This is a genomic window from Roseomonas sp. CECT 9278, assembly GCF_918698155.1.
GTDB lineage: Bacteria > Pseudomonadota > Alphaproteobacteria > Acetobacterales > Acetobacteraceae > Neoroseomonas.
In genome coordinates, this window is record NZ_CAKKLX010000017.1 from 35,726 (window position 1) to 55,794 (window position 20,069).

At 69.8% G+C, this 20,069-nt stretch carries 20 protein-coding genes and 1 tRNA gene; 20 read left to right on the forward strand and 1 reads right to left on the reverse strand.

Going from position 1 to position 20,069, the window contains the following annotated elements:
* Nucleotides 1-5: 5 nt before the first annotated feature.
* The 8 genes from miaA (at nucleotide 6) to LQ222_RS13060 (ending at nucleotide 7,397) form a co-directional block, all read left to right on the forward strand.
* Nucleotides 6-971: a tRNA (adenosine(37)-N6)-dimethylallyltransferase MiaA gene (miaA, locus tag LQ222_RS13025; protein ID WP_230166928.1), complete on the forward strand. Its 966-nt coding sequence runs from the start codon at nucleotides 6-8 to the stop codon at nucleotides 969-971.
* Nucleotides 972-1,057: 86 nt separating this feature from the next.
* The gene (locus tag LQ222_RS13030; protein WP_230166930.1) at nucleotides 1,058-2,857 is read left to right on the forward strand and encodes an acetolactate synthase 3 large subunit; all 1,800 of its coding nucleotides are present in this window, start codon (nucleotides 1,058-1,060) and stop codon (nucleotides 2,855-2,857) included.
* 12 nt (nucleotides 2,858-2,869) lie between these two features.
* A complete protein-coding gene (ilvN, locus tag LQ222_RS13035; protein WP_230166932.1) occupies nucleotides 2,870-3,388 on the forward strand; it encodes an acetolactate synthase small subunit in 519 nt (172 codons plus the stop codon).
* A 40-nt stretch (nucleotides 3,389-3,428) separates the two neighbouring features.
* Nucleotides 3,429-4,445, forward strand: coding sequence for a ketol-acid reductoisomerase (ilvC, locus tag LQ222_RS13040; protein ID WP_230166934.1), 1,017 nt, complete (start codon nucleotides 3,429-3,431; stop codon nucleotides 4,443-4,445).
* 71 nt (nucleotides 4,446-4,516) lie between these two features.
* On the forward strand, nucleotides 4,517-5,140 hold the full coding sequence (locus LQ222_RS13045) for an aspartate/glutamate racemase family protein (RefSeq protein WP_230166936.1): 624 nt from the start codon (nucleotides 4,517-4,519) through the stop codon (nucleotides 5,138-5,140).
* A 31-nt stretch (nucleotides 5,141-5,171) separates the two neighbouring features.
* Nucleotides 5,172-6,113 (forward strand): allantoinase PuuE, encoded by a 942-nt coding sequence (gene puuE, locus LQ222_RS13050; RefSeq protein WP_230166938.1) that lies wholly within the window; start codon nucleotides 5,172-5,174, stop codon nucleotides 6,111-6,113.
* A gap of 10 nt (nucleotides 6,114-6,123) precedes the next feature.
* The gene (locus LQ222_RS13055) at nucleotides 6,124-6,438 is read left to right on the forward strand and encodes a cupin domain-containing protein (RefSeq protein ID WP_230166940.1); all 315 of its coding nucleotides are present in this window, start codon (nucleotides 6,124-6,126) and stop codon (nucleotides 6,436-6,438) included.
* Nucleotides 6,438-7,397, forward strand: a complete 960-nt coding sequence (locus LQ222_RS13060; RefSeq protein ID WP_230166941.1) for a tripartite tricarboxylate transporter substrate binding protein — start codon at nucleotides 6,438-6,440, stop codon at nucleotides 7,395-7,397. The genes LQ222_RS13055 and LQ222_RS13060 overlap by 1 nt, the downstream gene beginning before the upstream one ends.
* A 48-nt stretch (nucleotides 7,398-7,445) precedes the next feature.
* Here LQ222_RS13060 and LQ222_RS13065 read toward each other — a convergent pair whose 3' ends face one another.
* Nucleotides 7,446-8,414, reverse strand: a complete 969-nt coding sequence (locus tag LQ222_RS13065) for a tripartite tricarboxylate transporter substrate binding protein (RefSeq protein ID WP_230166943.1) — start codon at nucleotides 8,412-8,414, stop codon at nucleotides 7,446-7,448.
* Between the two features lie 303 nt (nucleotides 8,415-8,717).
* Between LQ222_RS13065 and LQ222_RS13070 the strand changes: the two genes are divergently transcribed.
* The 12 genes from LQ222_RS13070 (at nucleotide 8,718) to LQ222_RS13125 (ending at nucleotide 20,069) form a co-directional block, all read left to right on the forward strand.
* Nucleotides 8,718-10,298, forward strand: a complete 1,581-nt coding sequence (locus LQ222_RS13070; RefSeq protein WP_230166945.1) for a 2-isopropylmalate synthase — start codon at nucleotides 8,718-8,720, stop codon at nucleotides 10,296-10,298.
* A complete protein-coding gene (locus tag LQ222_RS13075) occupies nucleotides 10,298-10,543 on the forward strand; it encodes a hypothetical protein (protein WP_230166947.1) in 246 nt (81 codons plus the stop codon). Before LQ222_RS13070 ends, LQ222_RS13075 begins: the two co-directional genes overlap by 1 nt.
* 146 nt (nucleotides 10,544-10,689) lie before the next feature.
* Entirely contained in the window at nucleotides 10,690-11,733 is a 1,044-nt protein-coding gene (locus LQ222_RS13080) for a rod shape-determining protein (RefSeq protein WP_198370510.1), read from the forward strand.
* 64 nt (nucleotides 11,734-11,797) lie between these two features.
* Nucleotides 11,798-12,664: a rod shape-determining protein MreC gene (mreC, locus tag LQ222_RS13085; protein WP_230166949.1), complete on the forward strand. Its 867-nt coding sequence runs from the start codon at nucleotides 11,798-11,800 to the stop codon at nucleotides 12,662-12,664.
* A gap of 10 nt (nucleotides 12,665-12,674) precedes the next feature.
* Entirely contained in the window at nucleotides 12,675-13,232 is a 558-nt protein-coding gene (locus tag LQ222_RS13090) for a rod shape-determining protein MreD (RefSeq protein WP_230166951.1), read from the forward strand.
* Nucleotides 13,229-15,130 (forward strand): penicillin-binding protein 2, encoded by a 1,902-nt coding sequence (gene mrdA, locus LQ222_RS13095; protein ID WP_230166953.1) that lies wholly within the window; start codon nucleotides 13,229-13,231, stop codon nucleotides 15,128-15,130. The genes LQ222_RS13090 and mrdA overlap by 4 nt, the downstream gene beginning before the upstream one ends.
* Nucleotides 15,127-16,272: a rod shape-determining protein RodA gene (rodA, locus tag LQ222_RS13100; protein WP_230166955.1), complete on the forward strand. Its 1,146-nt coding sequence runs from the start codon at nucleotides 15,127-15,129 to the stop codon at nucleotides 16,270-16,272. Before mrdA ends, rodA begins: the two co-directional genes overlap by 4 nt.
* 90 nt (nucleotides 16,273-16,362) lie before the next feature.
* Nucleotides 16,363-16,438, forward strand: a tRNA-Lys gene (locus tag LQ222_RS13105).
* 180 nt (nucleotides 16,439-16,618) lie between these two features.
* Nucleotides 16,619-17,374, forward strand: coding sequence for a GAF domain-containing protein (locus LQ222_RS13110; protein WP_230166957.1), 756 nt, complete (start codon nucleotides 16,619-16,621; stop codon nucleotides 17,372-17,374).
* A gap of 16 nt (nucleotides 17,375-17,390) precedes the next feature.
* Nucleotides 17,391-18,359: a tripartite tricarboxylate transporter substrate binding protein gene (locus LQ222_RS13115; protein WP_230166958.1), complete on the forward strand. Its 969-nt coding sequence runs from the start codon at nucleotides 17,391-17,393 to the stop codon at nucleotides 18,357-18,359.
* A gap of 62 nt (nucleotides 18,360-18,421) precedes the next feature.
* Nucleotides 18,422-19,222: a crotonase/enoyl-CoA hydratase family protein gene (locus tag LQ222_RS13120; RefSeq protein WP_230166960.1), complete on the forward strand. Its 801-nt coding sequence runs from the start codon at nucleotides 18,422-18,424 to the stop codon at nucleotides 19,220-19,222.
* A gap of 1 nt (nucleotide 19,223) precedes the next feature.
* Complete coding sequence (locus LQ222_RS13125) at nucleotides 19,224-20,069, forward strand: SDR family oxidoreductase (RefSeq protein WP_230166962.1); 846 nt, start codon at nucleotides 19,224-19,226, stop codon at nucleotides 20,067-20,069.

Genomic DNA, 20,069 nt, shown 5'->3' on the forward strand with positions numbered 1-20,069 from the left:
GCGCCATGATCGGGGATCAACCGCCCGCCTTGCTGGTGGCCGGCCCGACTGCCAGCGGCAAGTCCGCGCTGGCGCTGGCGATCGCCGAACGCACCGGCGGCATGGTGATCAACGCCGACAGCATGCAGGTCTATCGCGAGCTGCGCGTGCTGACCGCGCGCCCGACGGCCGCGGAGGAAGCACGCGCGCCGCATGGCCTGTATGGCGTACGCCCGGCAAGCGAAGCCGCCAGCGTCGCCTGGTGGCGCGCCGAGGCACTGGCCGCGATGCAGGCCGCGCAGGCAAGCGGCCGGCTGCCGATCCTGTGCGGCGGGACGGGGCTGTACTTCGCCGCGCTGACGCAGGGCCTGGCGGAGATCCCGCCCATCCCGGCGCCGGCGCGGGAGGAAGCGCGGCGGCTGCTGGCCGACCAAGGGCCGGCCGCACTGCACGAGATCCTGGCGGCCGGCGATCCTGCCACCGCGGCGCGGCTTCGCCCCACCGACAGCCAGCGCATCGCCCGCGCCTACGAGGTCTGGCGCGGCACGGGCCGCGGCCTGGCCGACTGGCAGGCCCGCGGCGGCACCGGCGCGGCACCGTGGCGCTTCGCCGCGATCCTGATCGACCCGCCGCGCGACGCCCTGCGCGCCGCCATCGCCGACCGCTGGGGCGCGATGCTCGCGACCGGTGCCCTGGACGAGGTCCGCGCGCTGGCGGCGCAACGGCTCGACCCCGCCTTGCCGGCGATGCGTGCCCATGGCGCGCCCGAACTGCTGGCGGTGCTGGCAGGGCAGATGCCGGTGCAGGAAGCATCGCGCCGCGCCATCCTCAACACCGGGCAGTACACCAAGCGGCAGGCGACCTGGTTCCGACACCATGCGCTGGCCGATCCGTCGCGGACGCATACGATCCATGCGCGCATTGCGGGTCCGGCGCAATTATCGGAAAGAAATTTGGCAGATGTCATGTCTTTTGTTGATCGGCTGCGTTGACGCGCCGCAACAGCAGGTCTAAGGGAGCGCCCTCGCCCGTGGGACCCCTCGCGGGCGGTGACCGTTCCACAGGAAAGACCGTCCCGATGTCCGCCGCCACCAAGCCCGCCAACACCGAAGCCGCCCTGACGATGTCGGGTGCCGAGGTCGTGCTGCGCGCGCTGAAGGACCAGGGCGTCGAGGTCATCTTCGGCTATCCGGGCGGGGCGGTATTGCCGATCTATGACGCGCTGTTCCAGCAGAACGCCATCCGCCACATCCTGGTGCGGCACGAACAGGCCGCGGTGCATGCCGCCGAGGGCTATGCGCGGTCGACCGGGAAGGTGGGCTGCGTGCTGGTGACCTCCGGCCCTGGCGCGACCAATGCGGTGACCGGGCTGGTGGATGCGCTGATGGACTCCATCCCGATCGTCTGCCTGACCGGCCAGGTGCCGACCCATTTGATCGGCAACGATGCCTTCCAGGAAGCCGACACCACCGGCATCACGCGGCCGGCCACCAAGCACAACTACCTGGTCAAGAAGTCCGGCGATCTCGCGCGCGTCATGCACGAGGCCTTCTACGTCGCGAAGTCCGGCCGGCCTGGCCCTGTCGTGGTCGACCTGCCCAAGGACATCCTGATCAACAAGGCGCCCTACACCGAGCCGCCGATCGCCCAGCACCGCTCCTACCGCCCGCAGACCGAGCCGGACATGGAGCAGGTGCGCAAGGCGGTCCGCCTGCTGAAGACGGCGAAGCGGCCGATCGTCTATGCCGGCGGCGGCGTGATCAATTCGGGGCCCGAGGCCTCGCGCCTGCTGGTCGAATTCGTGCGCATGACGGGCTTTCCCTGCACGAACACGCTGATGGGGCTCGGCGCCTATCCGGCGGGCGATCCGCTGTTCGTCGGCATGCTCGGCATGCACGGGACCTACGAGGCGAACCTCGCGATGCATGGCTGCGACGTCATGCTGAACGTCGGCGCGCGCTTCGATGACCGCGTGACCGGGCGGCTCAATGCCTTCTCGCCGAATTCGCGCAAGATCCACGTCGATATCGACCCGTCCTCGATCAACAAGAATGTCCCGGTCGAGGTGCCGATCGTGGGCGATGCCGGCCGCGTGCTGGCCGCGATGATCGAATGCTGGAAGTCCGAGGAAGCGCCGCAGGACAAGCACGTGCTCACCGCCTGGTGGCGCCAGATCGACGAATGGCGGGCGAAGGACTGCCTGCGCTACCGCCAGGAAGGCAAGATCATCAAGCCGCAGCATGCGGTGAAGCGGCTGTACGAGATCACGCAGGAACTCGGGCGCGAGACCTTCATCAGCACAGAGGTCGGCCAGCACCAGATGTGGGCGGCGCAGTATTTCGGTTTTGCCAAGCCGAACCGCTGGATGACCTCGGGCGGCCTCGGCACCATGGGCTATGGCCTCCCGGCCGCGATGGGCGTGCAGATCGCGCATCCCGATGCGCTGTGCATCGACATCGCCGGCGAGGCGTCGATCCTGATGAACATCCAGGAAATGGGCACGCTCGCGCAGTACCGTCTGCCGGTGAAGGTGTTCATCCTGAACAACGAGTACATGGGCATGGTGCGCCAGTGGCAGGAACTGCTGCATGGCGGGCGCTATTCCGAGAGCTATTCCTCGGCGCTGCCGGACTTCGTGAAACTGGCGGAATCCTTCCACGCCAAGGGCATCCGCGTGACCGATGCCGCCGACCTCGATGCCGGCATTCGCGAGATGATCGCCTATCCCGGGCCGGTCATCGCCGATATCGCGGTGGCCAAGGACGAGAACTGCTTCCCGATGATCCCGTCGGGTGCGGCGCATAACGAGATGATCCTCGGGCCGGAGCAGGAGGGTGGCGTCAAGGGCGTCACCGACGAAGGCAAGGTCCTGGTCTGAGGGGCGCGGAACATGTCGGAAGCAGGGAACGCGCAGCGCGCGGCGACCATCGCCGTGCTGGTGGAAAACGAGGCCGGCGTGCTGGCCCGGGTGATCGGGCTGTTCAGCGGCCGCGGCTACAACATCGACAGCCTGACGGTCGCACCGGTGGACGACACCGGTCGCGTCAGCCGCATCACCGTGGTGACGTCCGGCACCGAGATGGTGATCGACCAGATCAAGGCGCAGCTCGACCGCCTGGTGCCGGTGCACAAGGTGTCCGACCTGACGCTGGAAGGCCCGCATTTGACGCGCGAACTGGCGCTGATCAAGGTGGTGGGCAAGGGCGAGCACCGCATGGAGGCGCTGCGCCTGGCGGACGCGTTTCGCGCCCGCGTCGTCGACGCCACCACCGAGAGCTTCGTGTTTGAGATGACCGGCAACGGCGACAAGATCGACGCCTTCTGCGCGCTGATGCGGCCGGTCGGGCTGGTCGAGGTCTCGCGCACCGGCGCGGTGGCGATCGCGCGCGGGCCGCGCGGACTGAACTGAATCCTGTTGGACGAACGTTAGAAGAAGGGAGAGCGCAATCATGCGCGTCTACTACGACCGCGATGCGGATGTGAACCTGATCAAGGCCCGTAAGGTCGCGGTCATCGGCTTTGGCAGCCAGGGCCATGCGCATGCCATGAACATGCGCGATTCCGGCGTGAAGGACGTGGTCATCGGCCTGCGTCCCGGCGGGTCCTGGACCAAGGCCGAGGCCGCCGGCTTCAAGGTCATGACCCCGGCCGAAGCGGCCAAGTGGGCCGACGTGATCATGGTGCTCACGCCCGACGAGTTGCAGGGCGACCTGTACCGCGACCATCTGCACGCCAACATGAAGCCCGGCGCCGCGCTGGCCTTTGCGCATGGCCTCAACGTGCACTTCAACCTGCTCGATCCGCGCGCCGACATCGACGTGTTCATGATCGCGCCCAAGGGCCCCGGCCACACGGTGCGCGGCGAATACCAGAAGGGCGGCGGCGTGCCGTGCCTGGTCGCGGTGCACCAGAACCCGTCGGGCAATGCGCTCGAGATCGCGCTGTCCTACGCCTCGGCCATCGGCGGCGGCCGTTCGGGCGTGATCGAGACCACCTTCAAGGAGGAATGCGAGACCGACCTGTTCGGCGAGCAGACCGTCCTGTGCGGCGGCCTGGTCGAACTGATCAAGGCCGGCTTCGAGACGCTGGTGGAAGCCGGCTACGCCCCCGAGATGGCGTATTTCGAGTGCCTGCACGAGGTGAAGCTGATCGTCGACCTCATCTACGAGGGCGGCATCGCCAACATGAACTACTCGATCTCCAATACCGCCGAGTACGGCGAGTACGTGACCGGCCCGCGCATCATCACGTCCGAGACGAAGGCCGAGATGAAGCGCGTCCTGGAAGACATCCAGTCCGGCCGCTTCGCCCGCGACTGGATGCTTGAGAACAAGGTGAACCAGGCGTCCTTCAAGGCGACGCGCCGCCGCCTGGCCGAACACCCGATTGAGGAAGTGGGTGCCAAGCTGCGCGCCATGATGCCCTGGATCAGCAAGAACCAGCTGGTCGACAAGGCGAAGAACTGAGCCGCCACGGGACCGACGCGAAGGGCCGGCGGGGCAACCTGCCGGCCTTTCGCATATCAGGGGGGACGCCCATGCCCACCATCGCCTGCCTGCACACCGCCGCGGGCAACCGCGCCGTGTTCGAGGCCGCCTGCCCCGAAGGCGTGACGCTGACCCACACCATCCGCGAGGACCTGCTGCGCGACGCCGAGGCTGCGGGCGGGCTGACCGACGCCATCACCGCCCGCACCGCCGCCGCGCTGGAAGCGCTGGCCCAGCCCGGCGTGGATGCCGTGCTGCTGACCTGTTCCACCGTGGGGCCGGGCGCCGCTGCGGCGCGCGCGCCCATCCCGGTGCTGCGCGTGGATGCGGCGCTGGCCGACGAAGCGACGCGTGGCGGCGGCCTGGTGGTGGCGCTGTGCGCCGTGGAAACCACTGTCGAACCCACCCGCGCCGTGTTCGCACAGGCCGCGGCCCGCCATGGCGCGAGGCTCGACGTCCGCCTGGTGCCCGATGCCTGGGCGGCGTTCCGCGCCGGCGACGCGGCCGGCTACCACGCCATCGTGGCCCGCGCCGCCGAGGCCGCCTTTGCCGAGGGCGCGGACCAGGTGGCGCTGGCGCAGGCCAGCATGGCGGGCGCCGCGGCGCTGTGCACCGGGCGCAAGCCGCTCGCGAGCCCGCCGGTCGGGCTTGCCGCCGCGCTCGCCTCGGCTTGAACCAACGTTGGATGATGGGCAGGCTCTGTGGATGAGCCAGCCTCCGCATTTACTCGCCGCCGATACCGACTACCCGCGCGACCTCCTGGGCTACGGCCCGCGGCCGCCGGACCCGCAATGGCCCGGCGGTGCGAAGCTCGCCCTGTCCTTCGTGCTGAACTACGAGGAGGGCGGCGAGAACACCGTCCTGAACGGCGATGCCGGCAGCGAGTTGTACCTGCACGAGGTCCCCGGCGGATCGCCGGTGCTGGGCGAACGCAACCGCACGGTGGAATCGCAATTCGACTACGGCGCGCGCGCCGGCGTCTGGCGCGTACTGCGCGCCTTCGCGGCGCATGGTTTGCCGCTTACGGTCTATGGCGTCGGCCGGGCGCTGGAACTCAACCCGGATGCAGCGCGCGCCTTCGTCGCGGCGGGGCACGAAGTCGCTTCCCATGCCTGGCGCTGGATCGACTACCACGGCATGGACGAGGCGACCGAACGCGCCGAGATCGCGAAATGCGTCGCCACCATCGAGCGCCTGTGCGGCGCCCGCCCGGTCGGCTGGTACACCGGGCGGATCAGCCCGAACACGCGCCGCCTGGTCGCGGAACATGGCGGATTCCTGTACGATTCCGACGCCTATGACGATGACCTGCCGCATTACGTGACGGTGGCGGGCAAGGCGCACCTCGTCATCCCGTACACGCTCGACAACAACGACATGAAGTACGCGGTGCCGCCCGGTTTCGGCGATCCCGCGGGCTGGGAACGGCACCTGACCGATGCCTTCGACGTGCTGCTCGCCGAAGGGCGCGCCGGCGCGCCGAAGATGATGTCGGTCGGTCTGCATTGCCGCCTGGTCGGCCGGCCCGGGCGTGCCGCGGCGCTGCAGCGTTTCCTCGCGCGCGCGGCGCGGGAGAAGGACGTCTGGGTCTGCCGCCGCGCCGATATCGCCCGCCATTGGTGGGCCACCCACCCGCCGCAACCGTAAGGGGGCCGCCATGTCCTACGCGCTCGAGAGCCGCGAACTGATCGCAGAGGCACCGGGGCTGCGCATGCAGATCCTGACCCTCGCGGCGGGCCAGGAAGTGCCCTGGCATTGGCACAGCGAGGTGACCGACACCTTCTGGTGCATGGAGGGACCCGTGGTGATCGAGACACGCGCGCCGAGCGAGAGGGTCGAGCTCGCGCCCGGGCAGATGTTCGCGGTGCCGTCGAAGCGCGCGCATCGGGTGACCGGCAAGGATGGTGGGCGCTGCCGCTTCGCCATCCTGCAAGGTGTCGGAACCTACGACTTCAAGCCGGTGGGCGCGTGATGCGCCGCCGCAGCGTGCTGGCGCTTCCGCTGTTGCTCTCCGCGCGGGGCGCGTCGGCGCAGGATGGTCGCCGGCTTGAGCTGATCGTCCCTTATCCGCCCGGCGGCGGCAATGACATCGGGGCGCGGGCGCTGGCACCCGTGCTCGAACGCGAGCTGGGCATGGCGGTGGTGGTGCTGAACCGTCCGGGTGCCGGCAGCCAGATCGGCATGGCGCAGGTCGCGCGCGCCCGACCGGATGGGCTGACGATCGCCTACGGGCTTTGGCCGCAGACGACCACGCTCTACCTCGACGCCTCGCGCCAGGCGGGGTTCACGCGGGACAGCTTCACGCCGCTTGCCCTGCATGTCACCGACCCCGGCGCGATCGTGGTGCGCACCGACAGCCCGCTGCGCAGCCTGGCCGACATGGTCGCCACCGCGCGGGCGCGGCCGGATGACTTCCGGATGTCGGATAACGGGCAACTCGGGCATGAACACCTGGCGTCGATCCAGCTCCAGCGCATGGCGGGGCTGCGCTTCAACCAGGTGCATTTCAACGGGGCCGGGCCGGCGCTGACGGCGCTGCTGGGCGGCCAGACGGAAGCGGCGATCTTCGCCGTCGGCACCGCCAGCGCGCAGATGCGCCAGGGGACGATGCGGGCACTCGCGGTGCTGTCGGACTCCGAAAGCCCGTTCCTGCCCGGCGTGCCCACCGCGCGCGCGCAGGGCTTCGACATCGTCGCAGGGTCGACGCGTGCCTTCGTCGGCCCCGCCGGGCTGCCGCCGGAGGTGCGCGATCGCCTGGCCGGCGCGCTGGAGCGCGCCATCAGGTCGCCGGAGCACGAGGAGCGCATGCGCGCCCTCTCGATCCCGATCACCTTCCGCAATGCCGAGGCCTTCGCCGCCTATTGGGCGGAGGAGGAACGCGTGCTCCGGCCGTTGATCGAAAGCCTGGCCCGCGACGCGCGATCACAATGACCCGCCGCCGCGCGCCATGGGCGCGGGGCGGCGGCACCGCCGTGCCGTTCATTCGATCTTCTCGATGCGGTTCTGCTCCACCACCGCGCGCCACAGTGCGATCTCGCTGCGGACATGGTCGCCGAAGCGCGCCGGCGTCCCGCCCTCGGGCCGCACACCCAGGCCGCGCAGACGCGCCTGCACGTCAGTATCCGCACTGGCCTCGTTGAGGATGCGGTTGAGGCCGGCCACGATGTTCGCCGGCGTGCCGCGCGGCGCCATGTAGCCGAACCAGGGTTCGACCACGATGTTCGGGATGCCGGCCTCGGCGAAGGTCGGGATGTTGGGCAGGGAGGGGTCGCGCTCGCGCCCCGTCACGGCGATGGCGCGGATCTGGCCGGCGCGGATCGCCTGGATCTTGGTCGGGATGTTCTCGATCATCACCTGCACTTGGTTGGCCAGCAGCGCCTGCAGCGCCGGCGCGCCGCCGCGGAAGGGCACATGGACCATCGCGGTGCCGAGCCGCCCGTTGATCAGTTCCGGCGTCAGGTGGTTCGACGACCCGAAGCCGGAGGAACCGTAGTTCACCCGAGAGCCATTCGCCCGCGCCCAGGCGATGAATTCCGCCAGCGTCGTGGCCGGCACCGACGGGTGCACGGCCACCACGTTCATCACGCTGCCGCTCCAGAACACCGGCACCAGGTCGCGCTCGATGTCGTAGGGCATGCGGGCATAGATCGCGGGGTTGATGGCGCAATTGCCGATGGTGCAGGCGCCGAGCGTGTAGCCATCGGGCGCGCTGCGCGCCGCGGCCTCCATGCCGATGTTGCCGTTGGCGCCGGAGCGGTTCTCGACCACCCAGGGATGCGGCGAGGACCGGCTGATCCGATCCACCAGGATGCGCGCCACCAGGTCGGTCGACCCGCCGGGCGGGAAGGGCAGGATGATGCGGACCGGCCGGTCAGGCACCCAGTCCTGGGCAGTGGCGGGCGAGGCGATGAATCCCGCGATGAGCGCGAGTACGATCCGGCGCAGCATGGCTTCCTCCGTTTATGTTTGTCGGCAGCCTGCCCGGCCCGGCGCGGGGCGGCAACATCGACGCTTGCGACCGGCCGGCGCCGACCGTAATCTCCGGCCCGCGATGACCATGCGCGCCCTCCCGGCCGGCCTGATCGCGGGGCGTCCCGCCCCGGCCACTGCGCGCGCGCCGCTCGGGCTCCTGCTCCTTCGACTTAATCGCCCCTGGGCGTGACGCCCGGCTGACCACGGCCGGACATCGCTCAGGGGAACCTGGGTCCGAACGCGCACATCCACAGCATCGCCACACAGGGAATGCCTGACATGGCCATCAACCATCCCTCCTTCGGCAATCTGGCCGACGACCGGATCATCATTTTCGACACCACCCTGCGGGACGGCGAACAGTCGCCGGGCTTCTCGATGAACCTCGAGGAGAAGCTGCGCATGGCGGAGGCGCTGCACGAACTGGGCGCCGACGTGCTGGAAGCCGGCTTCGCCATCGCCAGCCCCGGCGATTTCGACTCCGTGCAGTCGATCGCGAAGCGCTTCGCCAAGGACGGGCCGGTCGTGGCCAGCCTGTCGCGCGCCAATACCGCCGACATCATGGCCTCGGCCGAGGCGACGAAGCCGGCGGCGCGGCCGCGCATCCATATCGTGCTCGCGACCTCCGACCTGCACATGAAGGTCAAGCTGCGCATGACGCGGGAGGAGGTGCTGGCGCGCATCACCGAAAGCGTGACACTGGCCCGCAACCACGCCGCCGACGTGGAATGGTCGGCCGAGGACGGCTCGCGCTCCGACCTCGACTTCCTGTGCCGCTGCGTCGAGGCCGCGATCAAGGCCGGCGCGACCACGATCAACATCCCCGATACGGTCGGCTATTCGCTGCCGGCCGATATGGGCCTGATCTTCTCGACCCTGATGACCAAGGTGCCGGGTGCGGACAAGGTCATCTTCTCGACCCACAACCACAATGATTTGGGCCTGGCGGTGGCGAACACGCTGGCGGCCATCCAGGCCGGCGCCCGCCAGGTGGAATGCACCATCAACGGCATCGGCGAACGGGCCGGCAATGCCAGCCTTGAGGAAGTGGCGATGGCGCTGCGCACGCGCCACGACGCGCTGGGCGCGACCACCGGTGTGACGTCCCAGCGCATCCTGCGGACCTCCAAGCTGCTGGCGACGATCACCGGCTTCGACGTGCAGCCCAACAAGGCGATCGTCGGCCGCAACGCCTTCGCGCATGAATCCGGCATCCACCAGGATGGCGTGCTGAAGGATGCCTCGACCTACGAGATCATGACGCCGGAATCCGTGGGCTGGACCACGAACAGCATCGTTCTCGGCAAGCATTCCGGCCGTGCCGCCTTCCGCGACCGGCTCAAGACGCTGGGCTACGAGGTCGGCGACAACCAGCTGAACGATGCCTTCAAGCGCTTCAAGGACCTCGCGGACCGCAAGAAGGTCGTCTACGACGAGGACATCGCCGCGCTGGTGGATGACGAGGTCGGGCGCGCCAATGAACGCATCCGCCTGACCGGGCTGAATGTCTCGACCGGCATGGGCACCAAGCCGATGGCGACCGTCGCGATCGAGGTCGATGGCGTGCGCGCCGACGGCATGGCGACCGGCGACGGCGGCGTGGATGCGACCTTCGCCGCCCTGCGCCAGGCCTTCCCGCATGAGGTGACGCTCAAGCTTTACGCCGTGCAGGCCGTGACCAGCGGCACCGACGCGCAGGCGCGCGTCACGGTGCGGCTCGAGGAAGCCGGCAAGATGGTGGACGGGCAGGGGGCGGATACCGACACCATCGTCGCCTCGGCCCGCGCCTATGTGCATGCGCTCAACAAGCTGCTGGTGAAGCGCGAGCGGACCGAGCCGCCGATCGTGCTGCGGGCCTGATGCGGCGCCGCGCGGTCCTGCCGGGGATGCTCCTGGCCGGGGCCGCGCGGGCCCAGGCGCCGATCGGCACGGCGCGGATGGAACAGGACGGGACGATCGTGGTCGACCTGGTCGCCCGGGAGGGCGCGGCCGTTGGTCATGGACGTCTGGTCTACCCGCCCGGGCATCCCGACCATGGCATGATCCTCCGCCACCTGGGCGGATTGCGCCCCGGCGAGGTCAAGCCGGTGCCGCCCTTTCCCTGACCGGTCCGGCCGATCCGGGGGAATCCGTCTTGAGCCCCGGCCCAGGGGGGGGTAAAGCCCCCCGTCCTCTCAAGCCCCATCAGTCGTGACGGCGGCCCCGGCCCCCACGGCCTGCTGCGCGGCCCCGCCTCGGAAGGTCCGTTCGCATGTTCTCTCGCCTGTTCGGCTTCCTGTCCGCCGACATGGCCATCGACCTCGGCACGGCGAATACGCTCGTGTACGTGAAGGGCCGGGGCATCGTGCTCAATGAACCGAGCGTGGTTGCCATCTCCGACCTGCGCGGGCGCAAGCAGGTGCTGGCGGTCGGCGAGGAAGCCAAGCTCATGCTTGGCCGAACGCCCGGCAACATCGCCGCCATCCGGCCGCTGCGCGACGGCGTGATCGCCGATTTCGAGGTCGCGGAGGAGATGATCAAGCACTTCATCCGCAAGGTACATAACCGGCGGTCCTTCGCCTCGCCGATGATCATCGTCTGCGTGCCGTCGGGCTCGACCGCGGTTGAGCGCCGCGCCATCCAGGAAAGCGCCGAATCCGCCGGTGCGCGCCGCGTGCTGCTGATCGAGGAACCCATGGCGGCCGCGATCGGCGCCGGGCTGCCGGTGACCGAGCCTTCGGGCTCCATGGTGGTCGATATCGGTGGCGGCACGACCGAGGTCGCGGTCATCAGCTTGGGCGGCATCGTCTATGCCCGGTCGGTGCGCGTGGGCGGGGACAAGCTGGACGAGGCCATCATCTCGTACATCCGCCGCCAGTTTAACCTGTTGATCGGCGAATCGACGGCCGAGCGAATCAAGCTCGAGATCGGCGCCGCTGCCCCGCCCGAGGATGGCGAGGAAGGTCCGCTGGCCGAGGTGAAGGGCCGCGACCTGATGAACGGCGTCCCGCGGGAAGTCGTGGTCAGCCAGCGCCAGGTCGCGGAGTCGCTCTACGAACCCGTCTCGCAGATCGTCGAGGCGGTGAAGGTGGCGCTGGAGAACACGCCCCCGGAACTCGCCGCCGACATCGTCGACAAGGGCATCGTGCTGACCGGCGGCGGCGCGCTGCTCAACCGGCTGGACCAGGTGCTGCGTGATGCGACCGGCCTGCCCGTCGTGGTGGCAGAGGATGCCCTGTCCTGCGTCGCCCTCGGCACCGGCCGAGCGCTGGAGGACATCAAGCGGCTTCGCCACGTCCTGACTTCGATGTATTGATGGCATCCCTGAGCCGGCGCACCTTGCCGGCCGGGGATTGGGCAGGCAGGGGGATCGAGCGCGCGTGATCCGGCTGAGCATTCCGCTCCGGCAGGCCCTGGCGCGGCTGTCGCTGCCGCTGATGATCGCGGCTGCCTTCGGCGTCATGCTGCTGGGCAAGGCCGATGCGCTGCTGGCCGAACGGCTGCGCAGCCATCTGGCCGACGCGTTGTCACCCATCTACGCCGCGCTGGCCGAACCGATGGGCGCGGTGCGCAACCTGGTGGAGGAAGTCCAGGACCTCTCGCAGCTGCGCCAGGACAACGCCGTCCTGCGCGAGGAGAACGAGCGTCTTCGCCGCTGGCAGGCGGCGGCGCTGGCGCTCGAATCCGAGAACGAATTGCTGCGGCGCCAGCTGAACTTCCTGCCGGAGGCCGCGCCCGCCTTCGTGACCGCCCGCGTGGTCGCGGATGGCGGCGGCACCTATGCACGCGCCGTGCTGCTGGCGACGGGGCCGCAGCACGCGATCCGGAAGGGCCAGGTGGCGCTGGACGAACGCGGCTTCGTCGGGCGGGTGACCGAGGTCGGCAGCCGGTCCGCGCGCGTCCTGCTCGCGACCGACATGAACAGCCGTATCCCGATCACCCTCGAATCGAGCCGCGCCCGGGCGATCATGGCCGGCAGCAACGGCGCCCGGCCGCGCCTGTCGCATTGGCCCGAGGGCGTCATGCCGGTCGAGGGCGAGCGCATCGTCACCAGCGCCGAGGCCGGTGCCTTCCCGGCCGGCCTGCCGGTCGGGGTGGTGCGCGTCTCGCCGCAGGGCGCGCCCGAGGTGGAGTTGTTCGCGAGGCTCGATCGCCTGGATGCGGTGCGGTTGTTCGACTACGGGCTGCGCGGGATCCTGCCGCCGGAATCCGTGACGCGGCCCGAACCGCGTCCCGGCCGGCGCTGACGCCGGCGCCATGGCGAGCCCACCCTTCCGCCCGCCCCAGGGCCGGCCGGCCCCGGCCCCCGGCTTCCTGCGCCGGCTCGATGCCTTCGCACGGCTGGCCTTCCCGGGCTTTTCCACGGGATTCCTGATGGTGCTGGCGGCCGCGCCGGTCAGCCTGCCCTCGCCGGTCTTCGCCGCGGCGCTGCCCTGCGTGTTCTTCTGGTCGGTGTTCCGTCCCGCGGCGATGTCGCCGCCGGTGATCTTCGGGCTCGGCCTGTTGCTGGATCTGCTGACCCTGGCGCCGCTGGGTGCCGGCGTGTTGGTGCTGCTGGCGGTGCATGGTGCGGCCCTGCGGTTCCGGCGCTTCCTTGCACGGCAATCCTTTCTCGCGGTGTGGCTCGCCTTCTGCGGGGCGGCGCTGGTCGCGGCCGCGCTGTTCTGGGGACTGCAGGCACTGCTGGCCTTGCGGCTGCCGCCCTTTGCGCCGGCGCTCCATGCGGCCCTGCTGTCGGCCGGGCTCTATCCGGCGGTCGCCCTTGTGCTGGCCCGGGCGCATGAGGCGATGCGCCACGCGGAGACGGCGCCATGACCTGGCGCCCCTGGGGCGGTGCCGGCCTGCTGGGCGGCGAGCGCAGCATCCGCAAGGAGGAGGAACGCCGTCGCGGTACCTTCACCCGTCGCGCGGCCGTGCTCGGCGCGCTGCAACTCGGCGCCTTCGGCTTCCTGGCCACGCGGCTGTATCGGCTGCAGGTGGAGGAAGGCGCGCGCTACGCCACCCTGGCCGAGGAGAACCGCGTCAGCGCGCGGCTGTTTGCCCCGCCGCGCGGCCGTGTGCTGGACCGCAACGGCAAGGTCGTTGCGGGGAATCGGCTCAATTGGCGCGCGCTGCTGGTGGCCGAGCAGACGGCCGACCTCGGCGCGACGCTCGAGACCTTTTCGCGGATCGTACCGCTTGGCGATCACGAGCGGGTCCGGATCGAGCGCGAGGTGCGTCGCAATCGCCGGTTCGTGCCCGTCATCCTGCGCGAATTCCTCACCTGGGAGGAAATGGCGCGCATCGAGGTCAACGCGCCCGACCTGCCTGGCATCTCGGTCGACATGGGCACCACGCGCATCTACCCCGAGACCGAGCATCTCGCGCATGTGGTCGGCTACGTTGCGGCGCCGGCCGAGGCCGATGCCGGCGACGACCCGTTGATGCAGCTTCCCGGCATTCGCGTCGGCCGCGCCGGGGTGGAGCGCCATCATGACCGCATCCTGCGCGGGCGCGCGGGCGCGGTGCAGGTGGAAGTGAATGCGGTTGGCCGCGTCATCCGCGAACTGGATCGGCGCGAGGGCATTCCTGGCCAGGACGTCCAGATCAGCGTCGACACGGAATTGCAGAAGGCGGTCCGCGGCAAGATCCAGGAAGGCACCACCGCCGTGCTGCTGGATGCGCGCAACGGCGAAGTGCTGGCGATGGCGACCAAGCCGTCCTTCGACCCGAACATCTTCAATTCAGGCGTCAGCGCGGCGCAGTGGCGGCAATGGACTGCGGCACGCACCACGCCGCTGATCAACAAGGCGACGAACGGGCTCTATGCGCCGGGATCGACCTTCAAGATGATCGTCGCCCTGGCGGCGCTGGAAGCGCGCGTGGCGCGGCCGGGCGACATCGTCTCCTGCCCCGGGCACCTCGATTTCGGCAACAACCGCTTCCACTGCCACAACCGCAACGGCCATGGCGGGATGAACATGCGCACCGCCATCATGGCGTCCTGCGACGTGTACTTCTACGAAATGGCGCGTCGCGTCGGCATGGACCGCATTGCCGCCATGGGCAACCGCTTCGGCATGGGAGTCGACCTTGATATCGAGTTGCCCGGCGCCCGGCGCGGCCTGATGCCAACCCGCGCCTGGCGCCAGGCGCAGGGTCGGCCGTGGTCGATCGGCGACACGATCGTGCATGGGATCGGGCAGGGTTTCTATCAGCTCACCCCGTTGTCGCTGGCCGTCATGACGGCGCGGCTTGCCACCGGGCGCGCGGTGCAGCCGCACCTCACGCGCGCCATCGGCGGCCGCCCGGTGCGCGGCAGCCGGGCCGAGGACTGGCCGAGCCTCGGTATTCCGGATGCCGACATGCGCCTCATTCGCGAGGCGATGTGGGCGGTGGTGAATGGCGGCGGCACCGCCGGCGCGTCCCGGCTGCCCTCCCAGTACGGGCAGATGGCGGGCAAGACCGGCACCACGCAGGTGCGCCGCGTGACGCGCGAGCAGCGCGAGCGTGGCTTCAACGTGTCCCAGGTGCCGCGGGAATGGCGCCCGCACGCGCTTTTCGTCGCCTATGCGCCGCATGACAATCCGCTGTTCGCGCTTTCGGTGATCGTGGAGCACGGGTCGAGCGGGTCCGGGGCGGCCGCGCCGCTGGCGCGCGACATCCTGGTCGAGGCCTTCCAGCGCCTCGGCCCGCCACGGCCGGGCCAGCGTGTGGCGGAGGCGCCCCGATGATCTTCGAACGCCGACTGCTCACGCGCGACCGCGGCGCGGGAATCCTCGAGAAGCTGTGGCAGATCCCCTGGACCTTCGTGTTGCTGCTGTGCGGGGTGGCAGCGGTCGGCTACGTCGCTTTGCTGTCGGCCGGCAGCGGCAACCCTGACGCCTATGCCCAGAAGCACGCCATCCGCTTCGGATTCGGGCTGGTGGTGATGCTCGGCATCGCATTGGTCGACATCAAACTGATCGCGCGCTTCGCCTGGCTCGGTTACCTCGGCGGGCTGGCGCTTCTGGTGTTGGTGCTGCTGCACGGCAATGTGGGCAAGGGCGCGCAACGCTGGATCGATATTGGGCCGGTCCAGCTGCAGCCTTCCGAACTGATGAAGATCATGCTGGTGCTGGCCCTGGCCGCCTGGTTCCACCGCGCCTCCTGGGAGCGCATCGGCAACCCGCTTTTCCTCATTCCACCGGCGATCGCCGTGCTGGTGCCGGTTGGGCTGATCCTGAAGCAGCCGAACCTCGGCACGGCGCTGATCACCTGCCTGGTGGGCGCGGCGGTGTTCTGGGCGGCGGGCATGCGCTGGTGGAAATTCGCGATCGGCATCGCCGCCGCCACGGTGGCGGCGCCCATCGCCTATGAACGGCTGCACGACTATCAGCGGGCGCGGATCACGACCTTCCTCGACCCCGAGAGCGACCCGCTCGGCGCCGGCTACAACATCATCCAGTCCAAGATCGCGCTGGGGTCTGGCGGGCTCTGGGGCAAGGGCTTCCTGCAGGGCACGCAGGGCCACCTGAACTTCCTGCCCGAAAAGCAGACCGACTTCATCTTCACGATGATCGCCGAGGAATTCGGCCTGGTCGGCGCGCTGACGACGCTGGCCATGCTCATGCTGGTGGTGGCCTTCTGCTACGTCGTGGCGTTCCGCAGCCGCCATCAATTCGGGCGCCTCCTGGCGATCGGGCTGGGCACGAACTATTTCCTGTATGTGTTCGTGAACGTGGCGATGGTGACGGGTTCGATCCCGGTCGGCGGCGTGCCGTTGCCGCTGATCAGCCACGGCGGTTCGGCGATGCTGACGGTGATGCTGGGCTTCGGGCTGCTGCTGTCGGCGCATGTGCATCGGGATGCCGAGATGGGTCCCATGCGAGAATGATGGCCGGTCCAGCGCCATGGGGGCTGGACAAACGCGGCAAGGGGGTTAAACAGCGGCCCCTCGGAACCGGCGGCAGCGCCGGAGCCAGGCGGGCGCCTAGCTCAGTTGGTAGAGCAGCTGACTCTTAATCAGCGGGTCGTAGGTTCGAATCCTACGGCGCCCACCAATACTTGGCAGACTTATCCACAACCCGGCGTATCCGCGCGGACCCATCCGGACCCCGCTCTGCCATATTCTGCGCGCGGCAGGTGGTCCGGTCTGCGTGACGGCGGCATCGCTTCTCGATGCGGGCGTTGGTCGTCCGATCACCGCGATACGCTCTCCGCCACAGAGCCGGGTGCGGCAGATGCGCCGACTGGACGTGTCGGCGTTGCTGGCACCGGCGGGATGCGGGCGCCGCTTGTGGCCGACGGGCGCGGCGTGTCTCGTGCCGAGGCGTACCGACAGGTGGCGAGCCGCGATTGGAGCCATTACCGCTCGCTTTGCCTCGGTTCAACGCCTTCGGACCATTGCGTTCACGAGGCTCCTCAACCGATCGGATGACGCCATCGCTGCAGGTCGGCGGGGTGATATCCTCACGCGCATGCGCTATGCCGGCGGCATGGCACGAACCGACCCCTTGCCGGCCCTGCGCCGCGCCGCCGCCGCCCATGCTGCCCCCGGCCAGCCGGCGGCGCTGTTCGCCGCCCTGCAGGATGCGATGAACGAGGCCATCGGGCATCGGCTGTTCACCGTCATGCGCCACGATGCAGCGGCCGGACGGAACCGCCGCGCCCATTCCAGCGACCCCGCCGCCTATCCGGTGTCCGGCTTCAAGCCGGTGACCTGGGATCATCCCTGGACGCGGCGCGTGCTGGTGGATGGCACGGCGTGGATCGGCGACGGGCCCGCCGATATCGCCTGGGCCTATCCCGATCATGAGAAGATCGCGGCGATGGGCCTCGGCAGCGCGATAAACCTGCCGGTGCGCTGGAACGGGCGCACGCTCGGCACCGTCAACCTGCTGCATGATGCCGGGCATTTCACCCAGGCGGATGCGGAGATCGGCCTGGTCTTCGCGGCGCTCGCGGTGCCTGCGCTGCTCGGCGCCGACGCAACCTGAGACGCTGGAGCCTTCCATGACCATGCTGAACCGCCGCGCGCTGCTCACCGCCCCCATGACGATCGCGGCCGTGCCAGCCATGGCGCAGACCGCCTTCACGCGCCCGATCCGGCTGGTGATTCCCTGGGCGCCGGGCGGGACGACCGACATACTCGGGCGTATCGTTGCGGAACCGCTGGGCCAGGCGCTGGGGCAGCCGGTGGTGGTCGAGAACCGCACCGGCGCCAGCGGCAATATCGGGTCGGACCTGGTCGCCAAGGCGACGCCGGACGGGCACGCGATCCTGTTCGGATCGATGTCGACCCACGCGATGAACCACGCGCTGATGCGCAGCATGCCCTTCGATGGCGTGGCGGATTTCACGCCGCTCGCGATGCTGGGCTTCGCCGTGAACACGATGGTGGTTCACCCGTCGGTCCCTGCGCAGACGCTGGGCGAGTTCATCGCCTATGCGCGCGCCAATCCCGACAAGGTCGCCTACGCCTCGGCGGGGCCCGGTTCCACCAACCACCTGTGCGCCGCGCTGTTCGCGAACATGACCGGCATCCGCATGGTCCATGTGCCGTATCGCGGCGGCCAGCCCGCCGTGACCGACACGGTGGCGGGCCAGACGCAGCTGTTCTTCAGCGCCGCAACGCAGACCATGCCGCATGTCGAGGGCGGGCGGCTGCGCCTGCTGGCGGTGACGGAGGCAGCGCGCTGGTCCCGCCAGCCGGCCATCCCCACGGTCGGCGAAGCTGTGCCGGGCTACGAGATGGCGGTCTGGTACGGCGCCTTTGGACCCAAGGGCATGGCGCCCGCCCTGCAACAGCGGCTGAACGCGGAACTCAATCGCGTGATGACGCTGCCCGATGTGAAGGATCGCCTGGCCGGCATGGGCGTCGAGGTGGCGCCGGAGAGCACGGATGCCTTCGCCCAGCGCCTGCGTGCCGACGCCGAGAAGTGGGGCGCGCTGATCCGCCGCCTCGGGATCGAGGCATCCTGACCGCGGGTTGCCGCGACTGGCGGTGCGATCCATTCTCCGCCCCCGGAACTGGGGAAACGCCAATGGATGCGCCGCTGAAGATCGAGATCGAGGATGGCATCGCCCTCCTCACCATGAATCGGGCGGAGACGCGCAATCCGCTCGACCCCGAGATGCAGGATGCGTTGCTCGACACGCTCTCCGCGCTCGATGCCGGGCAGGAGGTCCGCGTCGCCATCCTGACCGGCGCCGGCACCGCCTTCTGTGCCGGCGGGAACGTCCGCCGCATGGGCGAAGCGGCGAGCGGTCCGAAGGAACGCACGCCCGCGCAGGCGCGGGGCTACTACCGCTGGGGAATCCAGCGCATTCCGCGACTGCTCGAAACGCTGGAACTCCCGGTGATCGCCGCGGTGAACGGGCCTGCCATGGGCGCAGGCTGTGACCTGGCCTGCATGTGCGACCTGCGCATCGCCGGCGAGAGCGCGCGCTTCGCAGAATCCTTCGTGAAGCTGGGGATCATTCCCGGCGATGGCGGTGCGTGGCTGCTGCCGCGCGTGGTGGGCTTCGCCCGTGCCGCCGAGATGGCGCTGACCGGCGACACCCTGAGCGCGCAGGAGGCGCTGGCCGCGGGCCTGGTTTCGCGCGTGGTGCCGGATGCGGAGTTGATCCCGGCGGCGCGTGCGCTGGCCGCGCGCATCGCCGCCAACCCGCCCCAGGCCGTGCGCATGGCGCGGCGCCTGCTGCGCGAGGCGTGGAACAACCGGCTCGACACGGTCCTGGAAATGTCGTCCGCCATGCAGGCCGTGGCGCATACGACCGAAGACCATCGCGAGGCGCTGGCGGCGATGCGCGAGAAGCGCAAGCCGATCTACAAGGGCGTCTGAGGTGGCCTTCGCGCCGGGATTGCTCGCCGGGCGTCGCGCTTTGGTGACCGGCGGCGGCACGGGACTCGGGCGCAGCATCGGCCGGCGCTTCCTCGAACTCGGCGCTGCGCTGGCGATCTGCGGCAGACGCGCTCAGGTGCTGGAGGCCACGGCAGAGACCTTCCGCGCCGAGCTGCCCGGCGCGCAGGTCACGACCCATGTATGCGACATCCGCGACGCCGCGGCTGTCGAGGGCATGCTCGACAATGTCTGGCGCGGTGGCGCGCCCGACATCCTGGTCAACAATGCCGCGGCGAACTTCCTGGCGCAGACGCATCGCCTCTCGGCGCGTGCGGTGGATGCGGTGCTGGGCACCACGCTGCATGGCGCCGCGTACTGCACGATCGGTTGCGGCCGGCGGTGGATCGAAGCCAGGCAGCCGGGGGTCGTGTTGTCGATCCTGACACTTTCGGCCCTGCAGGGCGGCGCCTTCACGGTGCCCTCCGCGATGGCCAAGGCGGGGCTTCTGGCGATGACGCAGAGCCTTGCCGTGGAATGGGGGCCGCACGGCATTCGCCTGGTGGCGATCGCACCGGGCACTTTCCCGACCGAGGCCGCTGTCGCGCGGTTGCGTCCCGGCGGCGTAGAGCACGCCGGCGTGCCGCTGCGCCGTGCCGGCAAGCACGAGGAACTGACCGACCTCGCCGCCTTCCTGGTGTCCGACCATGCCGGCTACGTGACCGGCGAATGCGTCGTGGCCGATGGCGGCCGGCGCCTGCTGGGCGGCGCGCGGGCCGGCGCGCAGGAGATGCTGGACTGGACCGATGCGGACTGGGCCGCGCAGCGCGCCCGCACGCCCGCGCGCTGA

What these genes read in the sequence shown, in the direction of transcription:
- LQ222_RS13090 (WP_230166951.1), top strand. Translation starts at nt 12,675, where the DNA reads ATGGCGAGCCCACCCTTCCGCCCGCCCCAGGGCCGGCCGGCCCCGGCC.
- puuE (WP_230166938.1), top strand. Translation starts at nt 5,172, where the DNA reads ATGAGCCAGCCTCCGCATTTACTCGCCGCCGATACCGACTACCCGCGC.
- LQ222_RS13045 (WP_230166936.1), top strand. Translation starts at nt 4,517, where the DNA reads ATGCCCACCATCGCCTGCCTGCACACCGCCGCGGGCAACCGCGCCGTG.
- mrdA (WP_230166953.1), top strand. Translation starts at nt 13,229, where the DNA reads ATGACCTGGCGCCCCTGGGGCGGTGCCGGCCTGCTGGGCGGCGAGCGC.
- LQ222_RS13055 (WP_230166940.1), top strand. Translation starts at nt 6,124, where the DNA reads ATGTCCTACGCGCTCGAGAGCCGCGAACTGATCGCAGAGGCACCGGGG.
- LQ222_RS13080 (WP_198370510.1), top strand. Translation starts at nt 10,690, where the DNA reads ATGTTCTCTCGCCTGTTCGGCTTCCTGTCCGCCGACATGGCCATCGAC.
- LQ222_RS13120 (WP_230166960.1), top strand. Translation starts at nt 18,422, where the DNA reads ATGGATGCGCCGCTGAAGATCGAGATCGAGGATGGCATCGCCCTCCTC.
- LQ222_RS13115 (WP_230166958.1), top strand. Translation starts at nt 17,391, where the DNA reads ATGACCATGCTGAACCGCCGCGCGCTGCTCACCGCCCCCATGACGATC.
- rodA (WP_230166955.1), top strand. Translation starts at nt 15,127, where the DNA reads ATGATCTTCGAACGCCGACTGCTCACGCGCGACCGCGGCGCGGGAATC.
- LQ222_RS13065 (WP_230166943.1), bottom strand. Translation starts at nt 8,414, where the DNA reads ATGCTGCGCCGGATCGTACTCGCGCTCATCGCGGGATTCATCGCCTCG.
- ilvN (WP_230166932.1), top strand. Translation starts at nt 2,870, where the DNA reads ATGTCGGAAGCAGGGAACGCGCAGCGCGCGGCGACCATCGCCGTGCTG.
- LQ222_RS13070 (WP_230166945.1), top strand. Translation starts at nt 8,718, where the DNA reads ATGGCCATCAACCATCCCTCCTTCGGCAATCTGGCCGACGACCGGATC.
- LQ222_RS13030 (WP_230166930.1), top strand. Translation starts at nt 1,058, where the DNA reads ATGTCCGCCGCCACCAAGCCCGCCAACACCGAAGCCGCCCTGACGATG.
- miaA (WP_230166928.1), top strand. Translation starts at nt 6, where the DNA reads ATGATCGGGGATCAACCGCCCGCCTTGCTGGTGGCCGGCCCGACTGCC.
- LQ222_RS13110 (WP_230166957.1), top strand. Translation starts at nt 16,619, where the DNA reads ATGCGCCGACTGGACGTGTCGGCGTTGCTGGCACCGGCGGGATGCGGG.
- LQ222_RS13075 (WP_230166947.1), top strand. Translation starts at nt 10,298, where the DNA reads ATGCGGCGCCGCGCGGTCCTGCCGGGGATGCTCCTGGCCGGGGCCGCG.
- ilvC (WP_230166934.1), top strand. Translation starts at nt 3,429, where the DNA reads ATGCGCGTCTACTACGACCGCGATGCGGATGTGAACCTGATCAAGGCC.
- LQ222_RS13060 (WP_230166941.1), top strand. Translation starts at nt 6,438, where the DNA reads ATGCGCCGCCGCAGCGTGCTGGCGCTTCCGCTGTTGCTCTCCGCGCGG.